Raw genomic sequence first — 22,186 nt, 5'->3', positions numbered from 1 at the left:
CCACCGCTCGGGTCAGTTGCTTGACGGACATATTGTCCAGCAGGATGGCGTCGACCCCGGCGCCTAGCGCGATCTCGAGCTGGTCGAGCGTGTCCACCTCGACCTCGACCTTGACCATATGGCCGACCGCGGCGCGCGCCCGCTCAATGGCCGTGCGGATGTCGCCGGCAATGGCGATGTGATTGTCCTTAATGAGCACGGCATCATCCAGCCCGAAGCGGTGGTTGGCGCCGCCGCCGGCGCGCACGGCGTATTTTTCCAGCGCGCGTAGGCCGGGCGTCGTCTTTCGCGTGCAGACGATCCGTGCCTTCTGACCGCGCACCGCCTCGACGATCTCGGCCGTAGCCGTCGCAATGCCGCTGAGATGGCAGAGAAAATTGAGCGCTGTACGCTCGGCCGCAAGCATTCCACGCGCCGGTCCACTCACCCTTGCAATGGTCTCACCCGCCGCGATCCTGCTGCCGTCCAGACGTCCAAAACGTATGTCGATCGACGGATCAACAAGCATGAACGCGTAGGCTACCAGATCAAGACCGGCAACAACGCCAGACTGCCTGGCTCTGAACGCAAAGGTGGCCTTGCAGTCAAAGGGTATAACCGCATCGCTGGTAAGGTCACCGGCTTTGCCCAGGTCCTCAAGTAGAGCGCTACGCACGATCGGCTCGATCACGATCCCGGGAAGGGGTGGAGGTGACGTCATCAGGCACTCCGTTCCGCGGGTCGCAGACTAAGTTCGGCCGCAACCGTCATTGCTGAGGCGAAGGTCAAGCGTGAAGACCGGGCCTGCGCGCTGCGTGTGGGGAAGTCCGACCTGTAATGCGAGCCGCGGCTTTCCTCGCGCCGAAGCGCTGCAATGGCGATCATCAGCGCGATCAAGGCAGGATCGGAAGCGGCAGTGTTGCGTACCGCCATCGGCAGCAGCGTTTCCACGGTGTCGGATAGTGCTTGCCCGTCCCGGATAACACCGAGCCCATTGGAGACTGTGTGCCGAACGGAGGAGGGGTCCGGTCGCGGGGGTGCCTTTGCGACAAGCCTTGGCCACTGCCAGCCCGCAGGAGCGGCAGCTACGCTTTGCGCGACCCACAACGAGGTCGTCACCGCCTCGGTCAGCGAGTTGCTGGCAAGCCGGTTGGCGCCGTGCAGACCGGTGCCGGCAACCTCACCGCAAGCCCACAAGCCCGACACCGTGCTGCGGCCCGCGGCATCCACGGCGACGCCGCCCATGTGATAATGTGCCGCCGGGCGCACCGGGATGGGCTCGACTGCCGGATCGATTCCGGCGTCCCGGCAATGCCGGGCAACAGCTGGGAAGCGCTTGGCGAATCTGGGGCCAAGGGACTGCCGGGCGTCAAGGTAAACACGGTGTCCGGTGGCAAGCTGCTGCCACACCGCCCGAGCCACGACATCGCGCGATGCGAGTTCGCCGCCAGGCGTGTCGCACAGAAAGCGGTGCCCGCACTCGTCGATCAGCACTGCGCCTTCGCCGCGAACCGCTTCGCTCACCAACGGCATCGGCCGCTGCGAAACGTCGAGCGCGGTCGGGTGGAACTGGATGAATTCCAGATCGGCGAGTTCTGCACCGGCGCATGCGGCGAGCGCCAGGCCGTGCCCGAATGAGCCGGCCGGATTGGTCGTGTCTCTGAACAGGGCCCCGATACCGCCGCTCGCAAGAACCACGCGGCGCGTCGGAAATATAATCGCCTGTCCACCTTTTGCCGCCACAACGCCGCTGACCGCCCCATTTTCCACAATGAGCCGGCGGGCTTCCATGCCTTCCAGAATTGTGATCGAAGGCGTTCGCNCCCCCGGCATGGACGATCCGGCGACGGGAATGCGCTGCCTCGAGCCCGAGCCGCAGTGTCCCGTCCCACGAGCAGTCGAAGGCGACGCCCAAGTCCATCAAGTTCTCGATGGCTCGGTCCGCCGCATTCGCAACGCGTCTGACCACACTCTCGTCGCAGGGGCCATCACCTGCAGCAAGCGTGTCTGCAAGATGGAGGTCTGGACTGTCGTCAGCGCCGAGGCTTGCCGCCAGCCCGCCTTGCGCGAGTGTGCTGGAGGTTTCGGTCCCGAGCCGCGTCGGGGACAAAAGGTAAACGGGATGCGGCGCCAGATGAAGCGCGGTCATCAGCCCGGCAACGCCAGCGCCGATGATCACGGGCGCTCCCCTGATGTCNATGCGGCGCCAGATGAAGCGCGGTCATCAGCCCGGCAACGCCAGCGCCGATGATCACGGGCGCTCCCCTGATGTCCCGACGTCTGGCGTCATACGGCAAGCATCCGCTCGACCGCACGCCGAGCACCATCAACCACTCGAGCATCGATGGTCACGATGTGGCGGGTTTCTTGCAGCGCCGTGCGAATGTTGGCGAGCGTGATACGCTTCATATGCGGACAGAGATTGCAGGGGCGCACGAACTCGANCAGCGCCGTGCGAATGTTGGCGAGCGTGATACGCTTCATATGCGGACAGAGATTGCAGGGGCGCACGAACTCGACGTCGGGGTGCTCGATGGCCACGTTGTCGCTCATTGAGCATTCGGTCATCAACACGACGCGCGCAGGCTTGTGCCGTCCGACGAAATCCGACATCGCCGCAGTCGAGCCGGCGAAATCGGCAACCGCGACAACTTCCGGCGGGCATTCAGGATGGGCAAGCACGGTAACGCCAGGGTAGGCATCCCGCAGCTCGCGAATGTCGGCTGGCGTGAAGCGCTCATGCACTTCGCAATGACCGTTCCAGGCGATGATCTCGACCGCAGTCTGTGCCGCGATGTTCCTGGCCAGGTATTCATCGGGCAGCATGATCACCCGCTCAACNACTTCGCAATGACCGTTCCAGGCGATGATCTCGACCGAAGTCTGTGCCGCGATGTTCCTGGCCAGGTATTCATCTCAACGCCAAGCGACTCCACCACAGCCAAAGCGTTGCCGGAGGTGCAGCAGATGTCCGACTCGGCCTTCACGGCAGCGGACGTTTTGACGTAGGTCACGACCGGCACGCCAGGATAGCGTTGCCGCATCAGCCGCACATCGTTCGCAGCGATCGAGTCAGCCAGCGAGCAGCCTGCGCCGAGATCTGGAATGAGCACCGTCTTGTCCGGATTGAGGAGCTTCGCCGTCTCAGCCATGAAATGCACGCCGGCGAGCACGATGATGTCTGCNAGCGTTGCCGCATCAGCCGCACATCGTTCGCAGCGATCGAGTCAGCCAGCGAGCAGCCTGCGCTGAGATCTGGAATGAGCACCGTCTTGTCCGGATTGAGGAGCTTCGCCGTCTCAGCCATGAAATGCACGCCGGCGAGCACGATGATGTCTGCATCGACGGTCATTGCCTTGCGGGCCAGCGCCAGGCTGTCGCCGACGATATCGGCCACGCAGTGGAAAATCTCGGGTGTTTGGTAGTTGTGGGCCAGGATGACGGCGTTGCGATCGCGCTTTAGCGCCAGAATGGCGTCGACGTCGTCGCTGAAAGCCGCCCATTCCACTGGGGGGATGATGCGCTGGACGCGCTGATACAGGGACGCGGCCGAAGGTATCGTCCCGCTCACCGGCGCCTCCCGTTTATAATCCATTCGACTATAAGGGGTANGATGCGCTGGACGCGCTGATACAGGGACGCGGCCGAAGGTATCGTCCCGCTCACCGGCGCCTCCCGTTTATAATCTATTCGACTATAAGGGGTATATATCTAGGTTGACTATAAGAGTGTCAACCCCGGGCCAGAGGCAATTTTGTCCCCGCAACGGCAGTTTCGTCGAGCACGGCACGGCGGAACTGATAGAGCTTGGCCGGCCGGCCGCCCGTATCCAGGGACATCTTCCCAGTCTCCTCGACCAGCTCTTGCTGCTCGATCAATCGGCGAAAGTTGGGCTTGTTGATCAGCCGGCCTGCCAAGGCTTCCACGTTCCGTTGCAGCTGCAGCAGCGTAAACACCGGCGGCATCAGCTCGAAGACAACTGGCCGGTATTTGATCTTCGAGCGCAAGCGCGCAAGGCCGGTCGCCAAGATGCGGCGATGGTCGGCAATCATTGCAGTTCCGGCTGTTGAGTCGGATGCGACCGAACGACGGTCGCGGGTGGCCTCCGCCACCAAACCGGCCTCGTAAAGCAACTCATAGCGCTTGAGCGCCAACTCTTCATTCCAGGAGCGGTCCTCGAACGCGAAAGCAATGGCAGCCCGCCGCCGCCGCTCACTGCGCGTCGCGGTTTGCTCGGCATCGGCCGCCCAGGCAAGCAGACGCGGCTTCAGAACATCCGCAATAAGTTTCGGCACTCCGAGGCGGTGGTCCTCCCACGGAAAATAGTCGTACCAGCTCCGCCAGGCGCAGGTGGATGCGCCGGTGGCATGTTCCTTCCGGGTCAAAGCGAGATAGCTGATGGAAATAACGCGCTGCTGACGCCCGTCATCTGCGCGGTCGCCATCAGCGAACGTATAGAGCTGCTCGATATAGCCGAGGGGATGACCAGTCTGCTGCTCGACCCATGCCCTTAGACCTGACTGCAGCGATCGATGCTCCAGCGCGAACGGCCCCGAGGGCAGGCAATCCCCCTGCCCGATGGTGAGGACCGCTGGTTCACCATCATTGACGGACACGACAACGGCAATCAGCTCCGCTTCGACTTGCTTGGCCTTGGCGGCGGCCCTACCGTTGCGNTCACCGTCATTGACGGACACGACAACGGCAATCAGCTCCGCTTCGACTTGCTTGGCCTTGGCGGCGGCCCTACCATTCCGTGTTGCTTTTGGGCGATCGTCCATGGTTGCCTGGGTTGGGCAGAGTTCCGTGAGAAGCTTCTCAATCGATTTAAGCAGCGTGTAGCAGGCTCTTTGGCCTGTCAACACCACACTCACCGTAAAGGCCTAGACCTTCGGTCTACACAAGAGTGTCGCAAACGCGAAACCGCTCGGCAGTGACGCAAGGGAATTGGGCTGGGCGCGAGATCAAGAACCCCCGCTTTCGCACTCGTGCTCATTCGAAGCGGCGTCGCAGCTTGCGGAATAAATAGTCAGCAAATTATTGTGCACTGCAATTTCTTCTTCGCATCTGCACAAATTTGTGGCAGACGGCTTCGGGTTGACGTCACGTGAGGGAAGTCGGTGAGCGCAACGCGAGCAATCAGGGCCTTGACCCCACAGGACATTGCGGCACGCAAGGACGGGACGCCGCTGGTCTGTCTGACCGCCTATACAACGCCCATTGCACAACTGGTCGATGCTCACTGCGATGTCGTGCTTGTCGGTGACAGCGTCGGCATGGTGCTTCACGGCCTGCCTTCGACGCTCGGCGTCACGCTCGAAATGATGATCCTGCACGGCCAGGCGGTGCGGCGGGGCCTCGAACGGGCGCTGATGGTCGTCGACATGCCGTTCGGCTCCTATGAGGAAAGTCCTGAACAGGCTTTTCGCAATGCTGCTCGCGTGATGGCGCAAACTGGCTGCGCGGCGGTCAAGCTCGAAGGCGGCGAAAGCATGGCCGCGAGCATACGCTTCCTTGCTGCGCGTGGCGTGCCGGTGATGGCTCATGTGGGGCTGACGCCGCAGGCGGTGAATGCACTCGGCGGCTACCGCGTCCAAGGGCGGGGCGACGATGCTGACCGCATCCAGCGTGACGCGGTCGCGGTCGCCGAAGCTGGCGCCTTCGCGGTCGTGCTGGAGAAGATCCCTGAAGCCCTGGCGCTGCGGATCACGCAGGAGGTTGCAATCCCGACCATCGGCATTGGCGCCTCGCCGGCCTGCGACGGCCAGGTTCTCGTCGTTGACGATATGCTGGGCCTGTTCGGCGCCTTTCGTCCAAAATTCGTCAAGCGATACGCCGAGCTGGGCGAGGCGGCTTCCGCGGCAGTCTCGGCCTACACGAATGACGTTCGTGAGCGCCGCTTTCCAGCTGCAGAACACGTGTTCGGCGACGAGCCGAAGACCTGAAAAGAGGAGATCCAACGTGGGCATTCCCATTATTCGGACAGTTGCCGAACTGCGCAGCATAGTAGCCGTGTGGCGCCGGGATCGTTTGAAGGTGGCGGTCGTGCCGACCATGGGGGCTCTCCACGAGGGTCACCTCAGCCTTGTGCGTGCCGCCCTCGAAAAGGCCGATCGGGTGATCGTCACGCTCTTTGTCAACCCCAAGCAGTTCAACAGCCCGGCGGATCTGATCGCCTACCCGCGCACCGAGTATGACGATGCCGCCAAACTGGCGCCGCTCGGCGCCCACATCCTTTACGCGCCGGATGCGGCGGATGTATATCCGCAAGGCTTTGCCACGACGGTTTCGGTGAGCGCGGTGAGCGAAGGCCTTTGCGGCGCATTCCGGCCGGGCCATTTCGATGGGGTAGCGACCGTCCTCACCAAGCTTTTTCTCCAGACCGGTGCCGATATGGCATTCTTTGGCGAGAAGGATTTCCAGCAACTGCATGTGGTGCGCCGGCTTGTTCGCGATCTCGACATCCCGACCGACATCATCGCGTGCCCGACGGTGCGCGAAGACGATGGCCTGGCGATGTCGTCGCGCAACGCGCGGCTGTCGGCCGTTGAACGGAGCGCAGCACCCCGCCTGGCCAAAATCCTGTTCGAGACAGCCCGACGGCTGAAGCGTGACCACTGCATCGATCGCGTGCTCGACGAAGCACGGCAGGCCATCCTTGCTGCAGGTTTTTCGCAGGTCGAGTATCTTGAGCTGCGCGCGGACGAGGACCTCGCCATCATCGCCGCCCCGCACCGACCGGCGCGACTGCTCGTCGCCGCCTGGCTCGGCCAGACGCGCCTGATCGACAATGTCGAAGTGTGGTCGCCACATGGCTCGGTGCGAGGCTACATCGCCGCCGCCGCCGCAGCGTAAGCTTGCTTCTCCTTCTCCTCTGCAAGCAGGAGCGCCTGCAGCGTTTGGTTGGGAGCGCCCAGTCGCTGCTGGCATCTTTGCATGGATGCAGTGTGTCCTGCTGATGGAGACCGCTAAAACTGACCTGCTGCTCGCTAGATGCCCACCAGGAGCGCGCCGCCCGTCAGCCCTGCGCCGGCCGCGGCTAGCAGAAGCTTTTTCGCCCGGCGCAAACGGCTTGGCTTGATAGGAAAGGGACAGCGACAGCGCCATTGTCGCGGCACAGGAATTGCCAAATTGGCGTCCAACTCGTCAAATTCAACGAGTATCGAAACGTTCTAAGCAGATGCGCGCCGGCGATAAGGCACCAGGCGCGCGAGTGCCCGCCAGCAGCCTCTCCGTAGTGAGACCCTGCTTCAGCGGGCGCAAGCCGAGATGGCACCTTGCGCCAACATGGCGCGAAGGGCAGCTACCCCAGCACCGTGAGTGCCCAGCGCCATCGACAGGAATGCCTCGCGCAGCGGCCTAGCGCGGTAAGCCGCTGCCGCCGCCACCGTCTGTGTGTCGAAAGGCACGGCAAGGATCGCCAGTGCAATGCCTGGCCGTCCGGCCCGGCCCATCGGCAGTCGCAGGCCTGCCGAGCTTATCGGGCGACCCGAGCAGTTGAGGCAAACGAGGAAAGACGTCGGTCCAAAATTTCGCGAGCGCCGAACTTTTCCGACCGGATTCGCTCCAAGGAAAAAGGGCGGCATCGCTGCCGCCCTTTCCGTATCTGTAGGCTGATAGAATTTGGATTAGAAATCCATGCCGCCCATGCCGCCCATGCCGCCGCCGCCCATGCCGCCAGGCATGCCGCCGCCAGCCGACTCCTTCTTNCCGCCCATGCCGCCCATGCCGCCGCCGCCCATGCCGCCAGGCATGCCGCCGCCAGCCGACTCCTTCTTCGGAGCCTCCGCGATCATGGCTTCGGTGGTGACGAGCAGGCCGGCGACCGAGGCCGCGTCCTGCAGAGCCGTGCGCACAACCTTGACCGGATCGACGATACCCATGGCGATCATATCGCCATATTCGCCGGTCTGGGCATTGTAGCCGAAGGTCGCGCCCTTGTTCTCAAGGATCTTGCCGGCGACGATCGATGCTTCCGCACCGGCGTTGGCCGCGATCTGGCGGGCCGGAGCCTGCAGCGCGCGACGTACGATGCTGATACCCGCGGTCTGGTCGGCATTGGCACCGGTTGCCTTGATGCTCAGCGAAGCGCGCAGCAGGGCGACGCCGCCGCCGGGAACGATGCCTTCTTCGACGGCCGCGCGGGTCGCGTTCAGGGCGTCGTCGACCCGGTCCTTCTTTTCCTTGACTTCGACTTCCGTCGCACCGCCGACGCGGATCACCGCAACGCCGCCCGCGAGCTTCGCGAGACGTTCCTGCAGCTTCTCCTTGTCGTAGTCCGAGGTGGTTTCCTCGATCTGCTGCTTGATCTGGGCAACGCGGCCCTGGATCTCCGGCTTCTTGCCGGCGCCGTCGACGATGGTGGTGTTCTCCTTGGAGATCGACACCTTCTTGGCGCGGCCGAGCATGGCGAGCGTGACATTCTCGAGCTTGATGCCGAGGTCCTCCGAAATGACCTGGCCACCGGTGAGGATGGCGATGTCTTCCAGCATGGCCTTGCGGCGATCACCGAAGCCCGGCGCCTTGACGGCGGCGATCTTCAGGCCNAGGATGGCGATGTCTTCCAGCATGGCCTTGCGGCGATCACCGAAGCCCGGCGCCTTGACGGCGGCGATCTTCAGGCCGCCACGCAGCTTGTTGACGACCAGCGTGGCCAGAGCCTCGCCTTCGACGTCTTCCGAGATGATGACCAGCGGCTTCGAGGTCTGCACGACGGCCTCAAGGATCGGCAGCATGGCCTGCAGGTTCGAGAGCTTCTTCTCGTGGAGAAGGATGTAGGCGTCCTCGAGGTCGGCAACCATCTTTTCGGCGTTGGTGACGAAGTAGGGCGAGAGATAGCCGCGGTCGAACTGCATGCCTTCGACGACTTCGAGCTCGGTCTCGGCGGTCTTGGCTTCCTCAACCGTGATGACGCCCTCATTGCCGACCTTCTGCATCGCTTCAGCGATCATCGAGCCGACCGAAGCGTCGCCATTGCCGGCGATGGTGCCGACCTGGGCAACCTCTTCCGAGGTCTTGATCTTCTTGGCGTTCTTGATCAGCGTCGCGACGACGTCGGCGACGGCGAGATCGATGCCGCGCTTGAGGTCCATCGGGTTCATGCCGGCGGCAACCGCCTTGTGGCCTTCCTGGACGATCGACTGCGCCAGAACGGTCGCCGTCGTGGTGCCGTCGCCGGCGATGTCGTTGGTCTTCGAAGCGACTTCGCGGACCATCTGCGCGCCCATGTTCTCGAACTTGTCTTCAAGCTCGATTTCCTTGGCGACGGTGACGCCGTCCTTGGTGATGCGCGGTGCGCCGAACGACTTGTCGATGACGACGTTACGGCCCTTGGGCCCTAGCGTCACCTTCACCGCGTCGGCGAGGATGTTGACGCCGCGCAGCATGCGCTCACGGGCATCGCGGGAGAATTTTACGTCTTTGGCAGCCATGTTTTAGCTCCTGGCAGGGGCTCGGATAGAGCCCGAAAAATTCGAGTTGAGGGTGAGGCCGATAATCAGCCGATGATGCCCATGATGTCGGATTCTTTCATGATCAGAAGGTCTTCGCCATTGAGCTTGACTTCGGTGCCCGACCACTTGCCGAACAGGATGCGGTCGCCGGCCTTGACGTCCAGCGGGACCAGCTTGCCAGCTTCGTCACGAGCGCCGGAGCCGACGGCGATNAACGACCACGCGGTCATGAAGCGGGCGGAACTTCGACTTTGCCATTTTTTCTTCCTCGAATGAGAACGGTGAGAAACAGTTCCTCCGTCCGGCGAAGCCGGACAACCTACAACATCCGGCGGCGCCGGAGCTGTGGTTAGCACTCACCAAAGGCGAGTGCTAACGTGGCGCTGAAATAGGCCGCCGGCCTGCCAGAGTCAAGGCGCGTGAATCGCCTCTTGATAGGATGGCGATGAACTTATCAAAGCTTGGCAGAACCGAGCACCAGGAGCGGGCAACGTTCCGCCAGGGGATAGCTGCCGCTTGGCACGACGCGCACCTGGTCGAACCAACCTCGCGCCTCGTCCACGAGCATGGCCAGCGTCGCGAAGCTGTACCTCGTTTCGGAGCCCGCATAGACATCGATCGTGTTGATGGATGCCATGCTCCATCCCGTGTCTGCCGCAAGAGCCTCCCGATCCGGAAACAGCTTGTCGAATGCCGCACGGACTGCCTGCACATCGACGCTGCTGTCGCAATCGACGGTCGTGCACGCCATGGCGATCCGCCATTTGAGCGCGTGGAAATTCTCGATTCCGCCGGCTCGGACCAGAGCTTCGATGCCGCGCAGGCCGTCCACGGTTTCCGGCCGAGCGAACACGCGGATCGCCGCGTGCCCGCCAGGCTTCAGTACCCTCGCGATTTCACCGAACAGCGAACCGCGCGCGGCCTTGGTATGGACCGCCGACAGGCAGCCGTCACCGATGACCGCGTCGAAACTTTTCTGCGCGACCGGGAGGTCAAGCCAGTTGCCGGCCATAGCCCTTCGCGATGTGTTGTCGCCGGCCCATACGCCAGAAATCATGGTGGCCGATTGATCGATCGCCAACATCGATCTGCCTAGAACAGCCAGTTCAGGTGTCACCCCAAGCAGAAGGACATCGGCATTTCCGAGATCGAGTTCGCGCTCGAATATGCCAACGGTTTCCGGCGTCGGCCGGAGGGGGGCGTCCAGGACTTCCAGTGCCGATGATAATTATCCCAATGATTCGTCATGCAGACCCGTTGGAGTCCAGGAAAGTCTGGCATTGATTGATTAGAGCCGCTTAATGGAAGTGGGGATGGAAGCCAAGGGGCTAGCTGGTGGCGCGCATCATTGTCATAACGCATGAGCATGACCGGTTCCTGGGTCACCGCGGCCTTCTGCTGCGCCGGAATAGCCGTTACATGCTTTTCGATGTTCTGGAGGACCTGAAAAGGAGGGGCCATTCGGTCCGGATTCAGCCTGGCCTCTCCGGACAATCCAGCGCCGATGTCGCGGTTCTGCACGTCGATGCGACAACGACGCCGGCAGATTATCTCGACTATGCGCGGAGTTTTCCCTTATGCCTCAATGTCGGGGCCGCCGATATATCGAAACGGCGGGTAAGCGGAGCGCTTCTGGCCAAGGGCAACGGCTGGCTGGGCCCGGTCATCGTCAAAAGCAATCTCAACAACCAGGGCATTCCGGAGACACGGCTCAATCGGCGGTCGAGGCGTGCCGGCCAACCGGCACCTTTTGCGCACGTGCCGGCCATGCCGTCCTACGAGGTCTACCAATCCCGGGACGACGTTCCCGATGGCGTCCTTGATCGCGATGATCTGGTCGTGGAAAAGTTCATCCCGGAAAAAGAACCTGACGGCTTTGCGGTGCGCTTCTGGGTGTTTTGCGGAGAGCGCGAGCGCTGCACCCGCTACGTCTCGCCAAACAGCATGGTCAAGGCATCGGAAACGATCCGGCGCGAGCCCGCCGCTGTTCCCGACGAACTGCGCGAACGGCGGCGTGAACTCGGCTTCGACTATGGGAAATTCGATTTCGTCATGCATGAGGGCAGGGCCATCCTCCTCGATGCCAACAAGACGCCCGGCCGCCCGCAGAACCTGGTGAAGATGTTCGCGGCCGGCGCTTCCGACCTGGCCGATGGTTTCGAAGGCCTCATCCGCCGGGCGAGATAGGTCCCCAATTGCCGGTCGCTAAAGAAACAGCCGCAACTGAGTGTGGATGATCGATCGGTAATCCTCGATGGTCCGGCGACCTTCCGCTTCGCCCTGCGCAAGCGCCAGGCGCACAACGCCGCCGGCGAGCTGGAAGATCAGCAGAACCATGCGTTCGAATTGCTCGTGCTTTTCCGGCTCGAGCAAGGCGATGACGTGGTCGCAGAACATTCTTGCTTGATGCCGGGTTTCGGCGATGTCGAGATTCTTCAGCGCCTTGTCGGCCTGGATGGCGTTCTGGAGATCCTGGATGGCCGGATCCCCGGCGACCCGGCCGAGGTAGTCGTCAAGCAACCGGTCGGACGCGGTGATGACGTCGGGCGCTTCGCGGACATCGGCGACGATCGCGGTCAATCGCGCGCGGCTGGCTTCGGAAAACCGCTCATAAAGCATTGCCAGGATCGCCGACTTGTTGGGAAAGTAGTGGTAGACGGTGGCGATCGGCCCGCCCGCATGCATGCCGACCTCCTTCATGGTGACGGCGTCGATGCCCTTCTCGCCGATCAGCCGCATGGTGGTCGACAGGATGGCGTCGATGCGCTCGCGGCTGCGCTCCTGCTTGGGCCTGCGCCTGGGCTCGGTGATCGTTCGACTTGCTTGGTTCATGCACCGATCTTTCGCACGAGTTCCCAAATTCCGGTTGACAAGAAATATGATCAAGTATCAGTTTCTGGAATGCTGACAGACTGTCAGTTTTTTTGGCGTGCGGCAAGGACGTTGGGAGGCGCCTTTGACTTCGACAAGCGCTGGTCTTCAGGGCGAAGGCGACTGGCTGGTCGGCAATCCCAGCGGCGGGCAGCTCGCCTCGGCCCTGTGGATCGGGTCGGTCGGCCTGCTCATTCTCGGTCTGCAGCCCGTCCTGCTCGGCGCCCTCTATACCGAGGGCCATGTCAGCGGCGACGAACTGGCGCTGGTCGCCACCGCCGAGATGATCGCCATCGCGATCGGTTCGGCGATCGTAGCGATGCTGCTTTCCGTCCACAACATGCGCTGGAAAAGTGCCGTCCTCCTGCTGCTCTTGGCGCTGGCCAATGTGTGGACCGCCTATGCCGCCGGCCCCAACACGCTGATGGCGGCCCGCGCGCTGGGCGGCCTTGCCGAAGGCGGCCTTGTCGCGGTCGCCACCGAACTGATTGCCCGTTCGCGGCGCGCCGAACGCATCGGCGGCTATTTCGTCACCATGCAGACCCTGGCGCAATGCGCTGTTGCCCTGGTGCTGGCGCTCTATGTCATTCCAGCCGCCGGGTCGGCGGGCGGCTTCCTCGTTCTTGCCGTCGTCTGCGTCGCGTCGCTGGTGGTCGCCTTTGCTGTCCCCGCCGAATATGCCGATCTGCCGAAGGACGAAAACCTCGCCAATGTGCTGACGGTTCCCTCGATCACCGCGCTGTTGTCGGTCTTCTGCTACTTCATGTTCTTCGGCGCCGTATGGGCTTTTCTGGAGCCGCTTGGCGTCCAATTCGGCATCGATGGCCGCACGGTGGGGCTGATCGTCTCGGCCAGCCTCGCGGCGCAGGTCCTGGGCGCAATGACGGCGACCGTGTTCGAGGCGCGGATCGACTATCGCCTTGCCATCGCGGCGATCGGCATCGTCGCGCTTGTCGCCTCGCTCGTGCTTGCCAGCGGACCTGGCCTCACGACATTCTGGGGCGTCGCCCTGGTCATGGGTTTTATCCTGCTGTTCATCGTGCCCTACCAGATCCGCCTGGCGATCACCGCCGACGAGACCCGCACCGCCGTGCTGCTGGTGCCGGCTGCCCAGCTTTTCGGCCTGGCGATCGGACCGGTCGCGGCGTCGCTGCTCATCGACGGCAAGGAGTTTCGCCCGGTTCCCGAGTTCGCCGCCGCAAGCGCTGTCGCCAGCGTGGCGTTGCTCGGCCTGTTTGTCCTGGTGGCGCGGCGTCGCCGCGCGATTGCGTGAGCACCATGTCGAACGGCTGGAGCAACTGGTCCGGCTTTGTCACCGCCGAGCCGCGGCTGCTTGCCAGTCCGGCCGACGCCGGCGAACTCGGCGATCTCATTCGCACCGCACCCGGCCCGGTCCGCGTCGTCGGCGCCGGTCACTCCTTCACGCCACTGGTGAAGTCCCAAGGCACCATCCTGTCCCTGGAGAAGCTTGAGGGGCTGGTTGCTCATGACGCGAAAAAAAACCAGGCGCGCGTGCGGGCCGGGACGCGGCTTGGTCCGCTCATGCACATGCTGCAAGGCATCGGCCAGGGCCTGCCCAATATGGGCGACATCGACCGCCAAGCGATAGGCGGCGCGCTGGGCACGGCCACCCATGGCTCGGGCCCGACGCTGGGTGCCTATCACACACAGCTGGAAACGGTGCAGATCGTCGACGGGCTTGGCAAGGTCCGCGACTTCAAGCGGGAAGGGGATCAGGAAACGATCCATGCGATCGGCGTTGCGCTTGGCGCCTTCGGTGTGCTCAGCGAAGTGACGTTGAACAACATCGCGACCTACCGGCTGCGGCGCCGCAAATGGGTGCTGCCGATAGCCGACATGCTGCGCGATTTCGAAACGATGATGAACGAGCACCGGTCGGCCGAATTTTACTACATCCCATTTTCAGGCTACGCGCAGTTCATCGCCAGCGACTTCAGCACCGAGGCGACCACCCCGCGCCCGACCGACGATGACGAGGGCTCCCTGCGCACGCTGCGCCGCTTGCGCACCGGGCTTGCCTGGCTGCCGTCGCTGCGCCGCGGGCTGATCCTGGGCGCGGTCGCCAAGGTGCCGGCCGAGGATTACGTGCAGGACTGGCTCAACGTCTATGCCAGCGACCGGCAGACCAAGTTCAACGAGATGGAATATCACCTTCCGTTCGAGGAGGGGCCGAAGGCCCTGGCTGAGATCATCGAACTGACCGAGAAGCATTTCCCGGAAGTCTATTTCCCGATGGAGGTGCGGTCGGTGGCATCGGACGAATTCTGGCTCTCGCCTTTCCACAAAAGGCTCACCTGTTCCATCGCCATCCACCATGACGCGGCGAGCGATCCGTTGCCGTTCATGCGCGCGGCCGAGCCGATCTTCCGCAGATATGGCGGCAGGCCCCATTGGGGCAAGATGCACAGCCTGAAAGCGGCCGACCTGAAAAAGCTCTATCCGCGCTGGGACGATGCGATGGCGGTGCGCCGCGACATAGATCCGCAGAACCGCTTCGTCTCGCCATACATGGCCGACCTGTTCGGCATCGAACCCAGTTCTTTCGGCATCCAGCCATGAAGGCGTATTTCGCCACGCTTTCGGATGCGCTGAAAGAGGCGGACATTTTCCAACCCTGCCTGCTGCTCGACCTCGATCGGCTGGATGGCAACATTGCCCTGGTGAAGCAGAGGCTTGACCCCAGCCTTGCCGTGAGGGTGGTCGACAAGTCGCTCGCTTGCCTGCCGCTGCTCTCCCATATCGGCAAGGCGCTTGGAACCCACCGCCTCATGACCTTCCATCCGCCGATCACCGAGGCGGTGCTGAGGGCGTTCCCGGATGCGGATCTGCTGTATGGCAAACCGATGCCGGTTGGCGCGGCAAGGGCGGTGCTTTCCAGAGGCGGTTTAGCCTGGTCGCGGGTCTGTTGGCTGATCGATACACAGGAGAGGCTGGCGGAATATGGCGCGCTCGCCGACGAACTCGGCGTCGAATTGCGCGTCGCATTCGAAATCGATGTCGGACTGCATCGCGGCGGCTTTACCGAACCGGCGGCCCTGTCGCGGGCGCTGAATGCCCTGCCCACCCACAAAGCGCTGCGCTGCGAAGGCGTCATGGCCTATGAGGCGCATGCGCCGCACATACCCGGCCTGTTTGGTGGACCGGCCAAGGCGTTGGCGCGAGCCTCCGAACAGGCCGCCGCTTTCGTCGCACGCCTTGGCGCGGACCAGCGCCATATCCTGAACATCGGCGGCAGCAAGACCGCGCTGCTTCATCATGGCGGCATTGCCAATGAAGTGTCGATGGGCTCGGCCTTCGTCCTACCCGTCGATTTCGACACGCCCGGCCTTGATGGCTTCCAGCCGGCGGCCTTCATCGCGACGCCAATCCTGAAAGTGGTCGAGCCGATGCTGCCTGGCCCGCCGGCGGTCTCACGTCTGCTGCAGGCGCTCGGCCGGTTNCTGCTTCATCATGGCGGCATTGCCAATGAAGTGTCGATGGGCTCGGCCTTCGTCCTACCCGTCGATTTCGATACGCCCGGCCTTTATGGCTTCCAGCCGGCGGCCTTCATCGCGACGCCAATCCTGAAAGTGGTCGAGCCGATGCTGCCTGGCCCGCCGGCGGTCTCACGTCTGCTGCAGGCGCTCGGCCGGTTTCCGCGCAAGGGCTGCTATGTCTATGGCGGCAAGTGGATGGCCGAACCGTTGTTTCCCGAAGGCATGAGGACAAACGGCCTGATTGGCCTATCTTCCAACCAGCAGTTCATGGGTCTGCTCGCCCAGGCCGTCGTCAGCCCCGGCGACTATGCGTTCCTGCGGCCGACGCAGAGCGAGGCCGTGCTGCAGCAGTTCGGACCGATCGCGGTGCTTTCCGGTGGCAGGATCGTCGACCGCTGGCCGGTGTTGCCGATGATGTAGGCATCTCGGGCACCTTCCTTGATAGTTGACTCCGTCAAGTAAATGATCGATCCTGTGCCGGCAGGAGATGACTCGAATGACAATCCACCATCAGCCAGACAAGGCTGCGCCGAACAAGGACCTGATCGATGCGGTGCGGGCGTTCAACCGCTTCTACACCCGCCAGATCGGACTGCTTGATGAAGGGCTGCTGAAGAGCGCCTTCTCGCTGACCGAGGCACGCGTGCTCTACGAACTGGCGCATCGTGACGGACTGACCGCGACCGATCTCGGGCGCGATCTCGGTCTCGACGCCGGCTATGTCAGCCGTTTGCTGAAGAAGTTCGAGCGCCTTCACCTCATCTCCAGGGCCACCCTGGCTTCGGACGCTCGGCAATCGTCGATCGCGCTGACGCCGGCGGGCAGGAACGCCTTCGCGCCGCTTAACAAGGGTTCGCACGATCAGGTCGCGGCGCTGCTCGATCGTCTGCCTGCGTCGGAGCAGGACCGGCTGGTCAAGTCTATGCGGACCGTGCAGCGTCTGCTGGATGTCGATGCCGAGCTCAAAATCCCTTATCTGCTGCGGCCGCTGCAGGTCGGCGACATTGGCTGGATCATCCGCCGGCAAGGCATGCTCTACGCGCAGGATTATGGCTGGGATGCAACCTATGAGGCGCTGGTCGCCGAAATCCTCGCGGCGTTCGTAAAATCCTACGATCCGAAATGGGAGCGCGGCTGGGTCGCCGAGCGGGAAGGCGAGGTCGTCGGCTCGGTCTTCGTCGTGCGCAGGTCGGATCAGGTGGCCAAGCTGCGGCTGCTCTATGTCGAACCTTCGGCGCGGGGTCTCGGCATCGGCAAGCGCCTGGTCGAGGAATGCATCGGCTTTGCCCGCGCCAGGGGGTACAGAACGCTGACCCTATGGACCAACGACATTCTGACCGCCGCCCGGCACATTTACCAGGCGGTCGGTTTCAAGCTGATCGAGGAAGAGCCTCACCATTCCTTCGGCAACGATCTGATCGGCCAGAACTGGGAACTGGAGCTGTAGCGGCGCGTCATGCCTTGACCGGCACCCAGATCTCCAGCCCGCCATTGCCGGTGCGGGCATCGAATTCAGGCCCGTAGCGCTCGAATTCCGGCGCATCGGCAACCTCATGGCCGGATGCGGGCAGCCAGCTGTTCCAGATGGTGTTGATCGTGCGCCGGATGGTCGAGATGTGTTCGCGATGCGTGAAAACGGCGTATTTCCGCGCCGGCACCCGCACCCGTTGGAATTCCTTCGGCAGATCGGCGAAGTCGCGCACCTCGACGCCGACGACATAATCGAAATTGCCGGCATCGTCGCCGTTGAGGCAGACGCCGTAGAAAACGCCGGCCACTTGCCCGGGGATGTGGCCGATATAGGGAGCGAAGCGCTGCCATTGCATCGGAATGCCGGCGCTGGACTCACAACTGTAGCGCTCGCCCAGTCCGGCGATGAGGAATGGCCGGCTGGTCTCGAACCGCGGTGGTTCAAGTGTGGTCAAAAGCGAATTGTCCATCAGGATGGGCTCCACAAGGTCGAGGGTCTCAGTCGAACCTTGCGCGCGCACCAACTCCGGCGTGGTGCCGAACTGGTCGCGGAAGGCCCGGGTGAATGCCTCATGCGAGTTGTAGCCGGCGTCGAGCGCGACGCACAGGATGTCGGGCGCGCCGCCGGCCAGCCTTCGCGCCGCCTCGGTCAGCCGGCGCGAGCGCATGTAACCCATGACGGAGCGGCCGGTGGCGGCGCCGAAGGCGCGCGTCACATGAAAGCGCGACGCGCCGCTGCTTTGGGCGACGTCGTCGAGCGTAACAGCCTCCGGCAGGTGGCTTTCCACAAACCATAGCGCCTTCTCGGTCGGGTTCATGTGTTCCTCGCATGTGGCGTCCTCACTGTGGCGCCTCGTTGCCCGGCCAGCTTGATCGAAATTGCGCATCGCGCAAATAGGCGATCGGCCGCGCGGTGTCGTCCGCGCGGCCTGTCGTCTATCGTTGGCTCGGATCGCCAGCCGGCTGGTTCAGCGGTAGCGCGCCTGGTTCCATTTGTGGCCAAGCAGGGAGAGGATGATGATCAGCCCGTTGAAGAACTGGACGTAGAAGCCGCTGAGGCCAGCCGCCACGACGCCGGTTTGGATAAACGACACCGTGACGGCGCCGATCGCGCCGCCGGCCACGGTGCCGATGCCACCCCAGGTCGGCGTGCCGCCGACGAACACCGAGGCCAGCACCGGCAAGAGATAACCGTCGCCGGCGGTTGGCCACCAGGTGAAGTTGATCATCACCGAGAAGGTGCCGGCGATCGCGGCCCCGATGCCGACGAAGACGAACACTTTCACCCGCACGCGCTTGACGTCGATGCCCATCTGCTGGGCACTGTCGGGATTGTCACCGACCACCTTCACCTGCGCGCCGAAGCGGTGGCGGTTGTAGAGCATCGCCGAAAAGACGACGAAGGCGATGGCCCAGAAAATTTGCACCGGAATGCCCAGGACCTGGCTGGAGAAGATCCTGTAGGCCCAGCTGTCGGCAAGGCTGGTCAGCGAAGTCGATCTGCCCTCATTGATGATCTGAATCAGGCCGCGCAGCAGGAAATTCATGCCGAGCGTGGCGATCAGCGACGACAGCCCGCCATAGACCACCAGCGACCCGACGAGGAAGCCGAGCAGCGTGCCGGTGACCAGCGCCGCCGCGATGCCGAGGAACGGATCGTAGCCCGCCTGCACCACCAGCGCGAAGACCCAGGAGGCAAACCCCATCGTCGCGGGAAACGACAGGTCGATCTCGCCGCAGGTGACGACGAAGACCAGCGGCACGACCACGAACAGCGCCACCGGAAGCGTGGTGAGCACGGCGCTGTAGAGATACCAGGTTGTGAAGACCGTCGGGTTGGCGATCATGAAGACCGCCATCATGACGACGAACACGCCGAGCGTGCCAAGCGAAGCGCGGTTGTCAAGGATGAAGCCGCGCATCCAGTGATCGGACGGGTGCTTCCACTCGCTCTGGGAACTGCCTTGGCGGGAAATGCCGGCCGACGGCTCGTGCAGATCGGGCTGCATGGTCTTGCTCATCGTGCTCTCTGCTCCGCGTCACCGGTGTCGTGCAGCCCAGCCAACCCGCCCGGATGCGCAACGTCTTCCATGAAGTTGATGAGGTCTTCGGCCGACTTGACCTCGCCGCGGTCGGCGGTGAGCGCGACCTTGCCGCGATCCAGCACCACGAAGCGATCGGCGATGTCGAAGACATGATGGATGTTATGGCCGATGAACAGGATGGAGCGGCCGCTCGCCCGCACCTGGCGCACGAAATGGAAGACCTTGGCGGTCTCGGTCAGAGACAGCGCCGTCGTCGGCTCGTCGAGGACGATCAGTTCCGCCTGCTTGTAGATGGCGCGCGCGATCGCCACGCCCTGGCGTTCACCGCCCGAAAGCTGGCCGACGATCGAATGCGGCGTGAACACTTTCGAGGTGAAGCCGATCTCGCGCATCAGCCGGCTCGCTTCCTCGATTTCCTTGCCGACCTTCAGCCAGCCCAAAGGGCCGGTGAGTTCGCGGCCCATGAAGATGTTGCGGACGATCGTCTGCTGCACGGCCAGCGCCCGGTCCTGGAACACCGTTTCAATGCCGGCCTCGCGCGAACGTGCCGCATTCCATCCGGTCACCGGCTTGCCGCGGATGAGGATCTCGCCGCTGGTCGGCTTGACCACACCGGAGAGGATCTTGATCAGCGTCGACTTGCCGGCGCCGTTGTCGCCGATGAGGCCGACCACCTCGCCGCGATCGACGCTGAGGTTGACCCCGCCAAGTGCGTAGACATGGCCGTAGGACTTGGCGATATCGCGCAGTTCTATGAGACGTTCGGCCATCGCATCCTCGCTTGATTGTCTGGCACCAGCCTTCTCGCCAGCGGCCCCGCCGGCCGGGCCTGATCCCGGCCGGCGGCTTGGGAGGTCAGCGCAGCGCCTGCTTGGCGAGTTCTGCGACGATCTCGTAATTTTCGGGCGTGACGAAACCGGCGCCGGTGTCGACATTCATCGGCGCCAGACCCAGCACCACCTGCTGGCACAGGCTGAGGATCGGCAGATAGCCCTGCAGGAATGGCTGCTGGTCGGCCGTCAATTGCACCCAGCCCCCCTTGAAGCCCTCGACGATCTGCGGGCTGGTGTCGAAGCCGAAATTGAAGATGTCGCCAGGCTTTCTGCCAGCTGCCTGCATGTAGGTGGCGACATTGCCGAGCATCTGTCCGCCGGGATAGCCGACGGCCTTGACATCAGGATTGTTGAGCAGCGCTGCCGTAAGCACCGGTATCGCCAGATTGGGGTCGGAAGCCCATTCGCCGCTCGGCGGCGACGACAGCTGGATGACTTCGACGCCCGCCTCCTTCAAGGCCGCCACCGTGCCGCGCTCGCGTGCGCCGCGGCTCTCGTTCTCGAACGGGCCGATCATGATCGCCTTGTCGCCTGCCTTCAGCTTGCCGAGCTTGAACGCTTCGGCGCCGAGTGCGCGGCCCTGCTGTTCCTGCTGCGCGCCGATATAGCCGCCACCGAATGCCGCCGTCACCTTCGGCACCGGGACGTTCTGGTACATCATCTTGATGCCCTCCTTATGCGCCTCGTCGGCGAGCGGCATGATCGCGGCGTCGCCCGGATGGCCCATCATGGCGATGCCCTGGGGCTTGACCGCGACCGCTTCGCGCAACTGCTGCACCATCTTCTCCGCGTCCCACTGGGAGAAGATGTAGTCGACCTTGGGCCCGAGATCGGCCGCCGCCTGCTTGGCGCCATTGTAGACGATGGTGCCGAAGGCGTCGCCCTCGGCGCCGCCGACGAAGAAGCGGATGTGGACGTCCTTGCACCATTGGGCGTCGAGCGCCTGCGCCGGCAAGGTGAAGATTGCGGCGGTAAGCGCCGTGGCCGCTGCCACGACGGTCGTGCGCAGAAGTGTCGTCCTGATCGCGATGCTCATGCACGTTCCTCCCATGTTTTCCTCGTCAGCCGAGGGCCTTTGAACGATTGCTTTGGCAATGCCACTTGCGGCCGGCTCCTCCCGCCGACCGATCCTCACGCCGGATTTGGCAGGTAGCTCGCACCTCCCCGGCATAGTTTGAGATACTCCAGGGCGCGTGCCTGCCCCGTGATCTCGAGGTCGCCGCGATAGACCGGGTCGTGCCAGCCTTCGATGTCGATGGCGCCCTTGTACCCGGCCAGCCTGAGTTCACTGATCACCCGGGTCCAGTCGCTGTCGCCGAAGCCGGGCGTGCGCATCTGCACGAAGGGCAGGCGGCCGAACACGCCGTGCTCGCGGATGACGTCCCAGCGCACCGTGGCGTCCTTGCCGTGGACATGAAAGATGCGATGCGCCCATTTGCGGATCTGCGGCATCGGATCGATCAGGTAGACGAGTTGGTGGCAGGGCTCCCATTCGAGACCGAGATTGTCATTGGGCAATTCGTTGAACATCAGCTCCCAGGCATCCGGATTGTGGGCGATATTCCAGTCTCCGCCGGCCCAATTGCCGTCCATGGCGCAATTCTCGAAGGCGATGCGCACGCCCTTGTCGGCGGCGCGTCTGGCCAGTTCGCCCCATACCTCGCGATAGCGCGGTAGGCTGTCGGTCAGCGGTTTCCCGCGGATGCGGCCGGTGAAGCCGCTGACCAGCGTGGTGCCGAACAGATGGGCGTTGTCGATGACCGTTTTCCAGGCATCGAGCACGCCGCGGTCGGTGTCGCCGCTCTCGAGCGGATTGCCGAACATGCCGATCGAACTGACGGTGACGTCGGCATTGCCGATCGCCTCTTCAATCTCTCCGGCGAGCCGCGCCAGATCCTTGCCGCCGAGCGTCTGCCAGAAGAAGGGCTGGATGCTCTCGAAGCCGAGCGGCAGGATTTGCCTGACATAGGCGGCCGGGTCTTCGAGATTGGCCCGCACCATGGTGCCGATCCTGATGTCGAGAAGCGGGTTCGGCATGG

The 22,186-nt window shown here is 63.4% G+C and carries 18 protein-coding genes and 5 pseudogenes; 7 read left to right on the top strand and 16 right to left on the bottom strand.

Annotated features, from left to right (window positions below; genetic code table 11):
- From nadC to X742_RS144265, 5 genes and pseudogenes are all read right to left on the bottom strand, one after another.
- Positions 1-700, bottom strand: a 700-nt coding sequence (nadC, locus tag X742_RS0138225; RefSeq protein ID WP_031248404.1) for a carboxylating nicotinate-nucleotide diphosphorylase, incomplete at its 3' end; no start/stop codon positions are given.
- Positions 700-2,128: pseudogene (locus X742_RS01000000170625) on the bottom strand (L-aspartate oxidase). The pseudogene X742_RS01000000170625 and the gene nadC, both read right to left, overlap by 1 nt.
- A gap of 137 nt (positions 2,129-2,265) precedes the next feature.
- Positions 2,266-3,164: pseudogene (locus X742_RS1000000175990) on the bottom strand (quinolinate synthase); the annotation flags it as partial.
- Between the two features lie 5 nt (positions 3,165-3,169).
- Positions 3,170-3,550 (bottom strand): annotated as a pseudogene (gene nadA, locus X742_RS1000000171610) (quinolinate synthase NadA); the annotation flags it as partial.
- Between the two features lie 160 nt (positions 3,551-3,710).
- Entirely contained in the window at positions 3,711-4,760 is a 1,050-nt protein-coding gene (locus X742_RS144265; protein ID WP_023774579.1) for a membrane protein, read from the bottom strand.
- 339 nt (positions 4,761-5,099) lie between these two features.
- Here X742_RS144265 and panB point away from each other — a divergent pair, with 339 nt between their 5' ends.
- Complete coding sequence (gene panB / locus X742_RS144270) at positions 5,100-5,924, top strand: 3-methyl-2-oxobutanoate hydroxymethyltransferase (protein WP_031248401.1); 825 nt, start codon at positions 5,100-5,102, stop codon at positions 5,922-5,924.
- 16 nt (positions 5,925-5,940) lie between these two features.
- On the top strand, positions 5,941-6,834 hold the full coding sequence (gene panC / locus X742_RS144275) for a pantoate--beta-alanine ligase (RefSeq protein ID WP_051407714.1): 894 nt from the start codon (positions 5,941-5,943) through the stop codon (positions 6,832-6,834).
- Positions 6,835-6,968: 134 nt separating this feature from the next.
- Here panC and X742_RS1000000175985 read toward each other — a convergent pair.
- The 5 genes and pseudogenes from X742_RS1000000175985 to X742_RS01000000170615 all read right to left on the bottom strand — a co-directional run.
- Positions 6,969-7,110, bottom strand: a pseudogene (locus tag X742_RS1000000175985) (3-oxoacyl-[acyl-carrier-protein] synthase III C-terminal domain-containing protein); the annotation flags it as partial.
- A 119-nt stretch (positions 7,111-7,229) separates the two neighbouring features.
- Positions 7,230-7,433 (bottom strand): hypothetical protein, encoded by a 204-nt coding sequence (locus X742_RS144280; RefSeq protein WP_023774575.1) that lies wholly within the window; start codon positions 7,431-7,433, stop codon positions 7,230-7,232.
- Between the two features lie 174 nt (positions 7,434-7,607).
- A complete protein-coding gene (locus tag X742_RS144285) occupies positions 7,608-9,410 on the bottom strand; it encodes a chaperonin GroEL (RefSeq protein ID WP_031248398.1) in 1,803 nt (600 codons plus the stop codon).
- A 65-nt stretch (positions 9,411-9,475) separates the two neighbouring features.
- Positions 9,476-9,689: pseudogene (locus tag X742_RS144290) on the bottom strand (co-chaperone GroES).
- A 196-nt stretch (positions 9,690-9,885) separates the two neighbouring features.
- Entirely contained in the window at positions 9,886-10,515 is a 630-nt protein-coding gene (locus X742_RS01000000170615; RefSeq protein WP_023774572.1) for a methyltransferase domain-containing protein, read from the bottom strand.
- 251 nt (positions 10,516-10,766) lie between these two features.
- Between X742_RS01000000170615 and X742_RS144295 the strand changes: the two genes are divergently transcribed.
- Positions 10,767-11,618, top strand: a complete 852-nt coding sequence (locus tag X742_RS144295) for a hypothetical protein (RefSeq protein WP_023774571.1) — start codon at positions 10,767-10,769, stop codon at positions 11,616-11,618.
- 18 nt (positions 11,619-11,636) lie between these two features.
- Here the strand turns inward: X742_RS144295 and X742_RS144300 are convergent, their stop codons facing one another.
- Positions 11,637-12,263 (bottom strand): TetR/AcrR family transcriptional regulator, encoded by a 627-nt coding sequence (locus X742_RS144300; protein ID WP_023774570.1) that lies wholly within the window; start codon positions 12,261-12,263, stop codon positions 11,637-11,639.
- A 124-nt stretch (positions 12,264-12,387) separates the two neighbouring features.
- Here X742_RS144300 and X742_RS144305 point away from each other — a divergent pair, with 124 nt between their 5' ends.
- From X742_RS144305 to X742_RS144320, 4 genes are all read left to right on the top strand, one after another.
- Complete coding sequence (locus X742_RS144305; protein WP_023774569.1) at positions 12,388-13,575, top strand: MFS transporter; 1,188 nt, start codon at positions 12,388-12,390, stop codon at positions 13,573-13,575.
- A 5-nt stretch (positions 13,576-13,580) separates the two neighbouring features.
- Positions 13,581-14,882, top strand: coding sequence for a D-arabinono-1,4-lactone oxidase (locus X742_RS144310; RefSeq protein WP_023774568.1), 1,302 nt, complete (start codon positions 13,581-13,583; stop codon positions 14,880-14,882).
- Positions 14,879-16,219, top strand: a complete 1,341-nt coding sequence (locus X742_RS144315; protein ID WP_023774567.1) for an alanine racemase — start codon at positions 14,879-14,881, stop codon at positions 16,217-16,219. The genes X742_RS144310 and X742_RS144315 overlap by 4 nt, the downstream gene beginning before the upstream one ends.
- 76 nt (positions 16,220-16,295) lie before the next feature.
- Positions 16,296-17,246: a helix-turn-helix domain-containing GNAT family N-acetyltransferase gene (locus X742_RS144320; RefSeq protein WP_023774566.1), complete on the top strand. Its 951-nt coding sequence runs from the start codon at positions 16,296-16,298 to the stop codon at positions 17,244-17,246.
- A 7-nt stretch (positions 17,247-17,253) separates the two neighbouring features.
- Here the strand turns inward: X742_RS144320 and X742_RS144325 are convergent, their stop codons facing one another.
- The 5 genes from X742_RS144325 to X742_RS144345 form a co-directional block, all read right to left on the bottom strand.
- Positions 17,254-18,087 carry an AraC family transcriptional regulator gene (locus X742_RS144325; protein WP_023782966.1) on the bottom strand — a complete coding sequence of 278 codons (834 nt, stop codon included), beginning with the start codon at positions 18,085-18,087 and terminating at the stop codon, positions 17,254-17,256.
- A gap of 150 nt (positions 18,088-18,237) precedes the next feature.
- Complete coding sequence (locus tag X742_RS144330) at positions 18,238-19,290, bottom strand: ABC transporter permease (protein ID WP_023774564.1); 1,053 nt, start codon at positions 19,288-19,290, stop codon at positions 18,238-18,240.
- Positions 19,287-20,084: an ATP-binding cassette domain-containing protein gene (locus X742_RS144335; protein ID WP_023774563.1), complete on the bottom strand. Its 798-nt coding sequence runs from the start codon at positions 20,082-20,084 to the stop codon at positions 19,287-19,289. Before X742_RS144335 ends, X742_RS144330 begins: the two co-directional genes overlap by 4 nt.
- Before the next feature lie 85 nt (positions 20,085-20,169).
- Complete coding sequence (locus tag X742_RS144340) at positions 20,170-21,183, bottom strand: substrate-binding domain-containing protein (RefSeq protein ID WP_023774562.1); 1,014 nt, start codon at positions 21,181-21,183, stop codon at positions 20,170-20,172.
- A gap of 95 nt (positions 21,184-21,278) precedes the next feature.
- Positions 21,279-22,184: a sugar phosphate isomerase/epimerase gene (locus tag X742_RS144345; RefSeq protein ID WP_023782969.1), complete on the bottom strand. Its 906-nt coding sequence runs from the start codon at positions 22,182-22,184 to the stop codon at positions 21,279-21,281.
- Positions 22,185-22,186: the final 2 nt, after the last annotated feature.

Origin of the sequence: Mesorhizobium sp. LNHC229A00 (assembly GCF_000502415.1) — a bacterium.
In the GTDB taxonomy this organism is placed as follows: domain Bacteria; phylum Pseudomonadota; class Alphaproteobacteria; order Rhizobiales; family Rhizobiaceae; genus Mesorhizobium.
This window is presented reverse-complemented; position numbering and strand designations above follow the sequence as displayed.

What these genes read in the sequence shown, in the direction of transcription:
- X742_RS144280 (WP_023774575.1), bottom strand. Translation starts at nt 7,433, where the DNA reads ATGGGCCGGGCCGGACGGCCAGGCATTGCACTGGCGATCCTTGCCGTG.
- X742_RS144320 (WP_023774566.1), top strand. Translation starts at nt 16,296, where the DNA reads ATGACAATCCACCATCAGCCAGACAAGGCTGCGCCGAACAAGGACCTG.
- X742_RS144300 (WP_023774570.1), bottom strand. Translation starts at nt 12,263, where the DNA reads ATGAACCAAGCAAGTCGAACGATCACCGAGCCCAGGCGCAGGCCCAAG.
- X742_RS144335 (WP_023774563.1), bottom strand. Translation starts at nt 20,084, where the DNA reads ATGGCCGAACGTCTCATAGAACTGCGCGATATCGCCAAGTCCTACGGC.
- X742_RS144345 (WP_023782969.1), bottom strand. Translation starts at nt 22,184, where the DNA reads ATGCCGAACCCGCTTCTCGACATCAGGATCGGCACCATGGTGCGGGCC.
- X742_RS01000000170615 (WP_023774572.1), bottom strand. Translation starts at nt 10,515, where the DNA reads ATGTTGGCGATCGATCAATCGGCCACCATGATTTCTGGCGTATGGGCC.
- X742_RS144330 (WP_023774564.1), bottom strand. Translation starts at nt 19,290, where the DNA reads ATGAGCAAGACCATGCAGCCCGATCTGCACGAGCCGTCGGCCGGCATT.
- X742_RS144310 (WP_023774568.1), top strand. Translation starts at nt 13,581, where the DNA reads ATGTCGAACGGCTGGAGCAACTGGTCCGGCTTTGTCACCGCCGAGCCG.
- X742_RS144340 (WP_023774562.1), bottom strand. Translation starts at nt 21,183, where the DNA reads ATGAGCATCGCGATCAGGACGACACTTCTGCGCACGACCGTCGTGGCA.
- X742_RS144325 (WP_023782966.1), bottom strand. Translation starts at nt 18,087, where the DNA reads ATGAACCCGACCGAGAAGGCGCTATGGTTTGTGGAAAGCCACCTGCCG.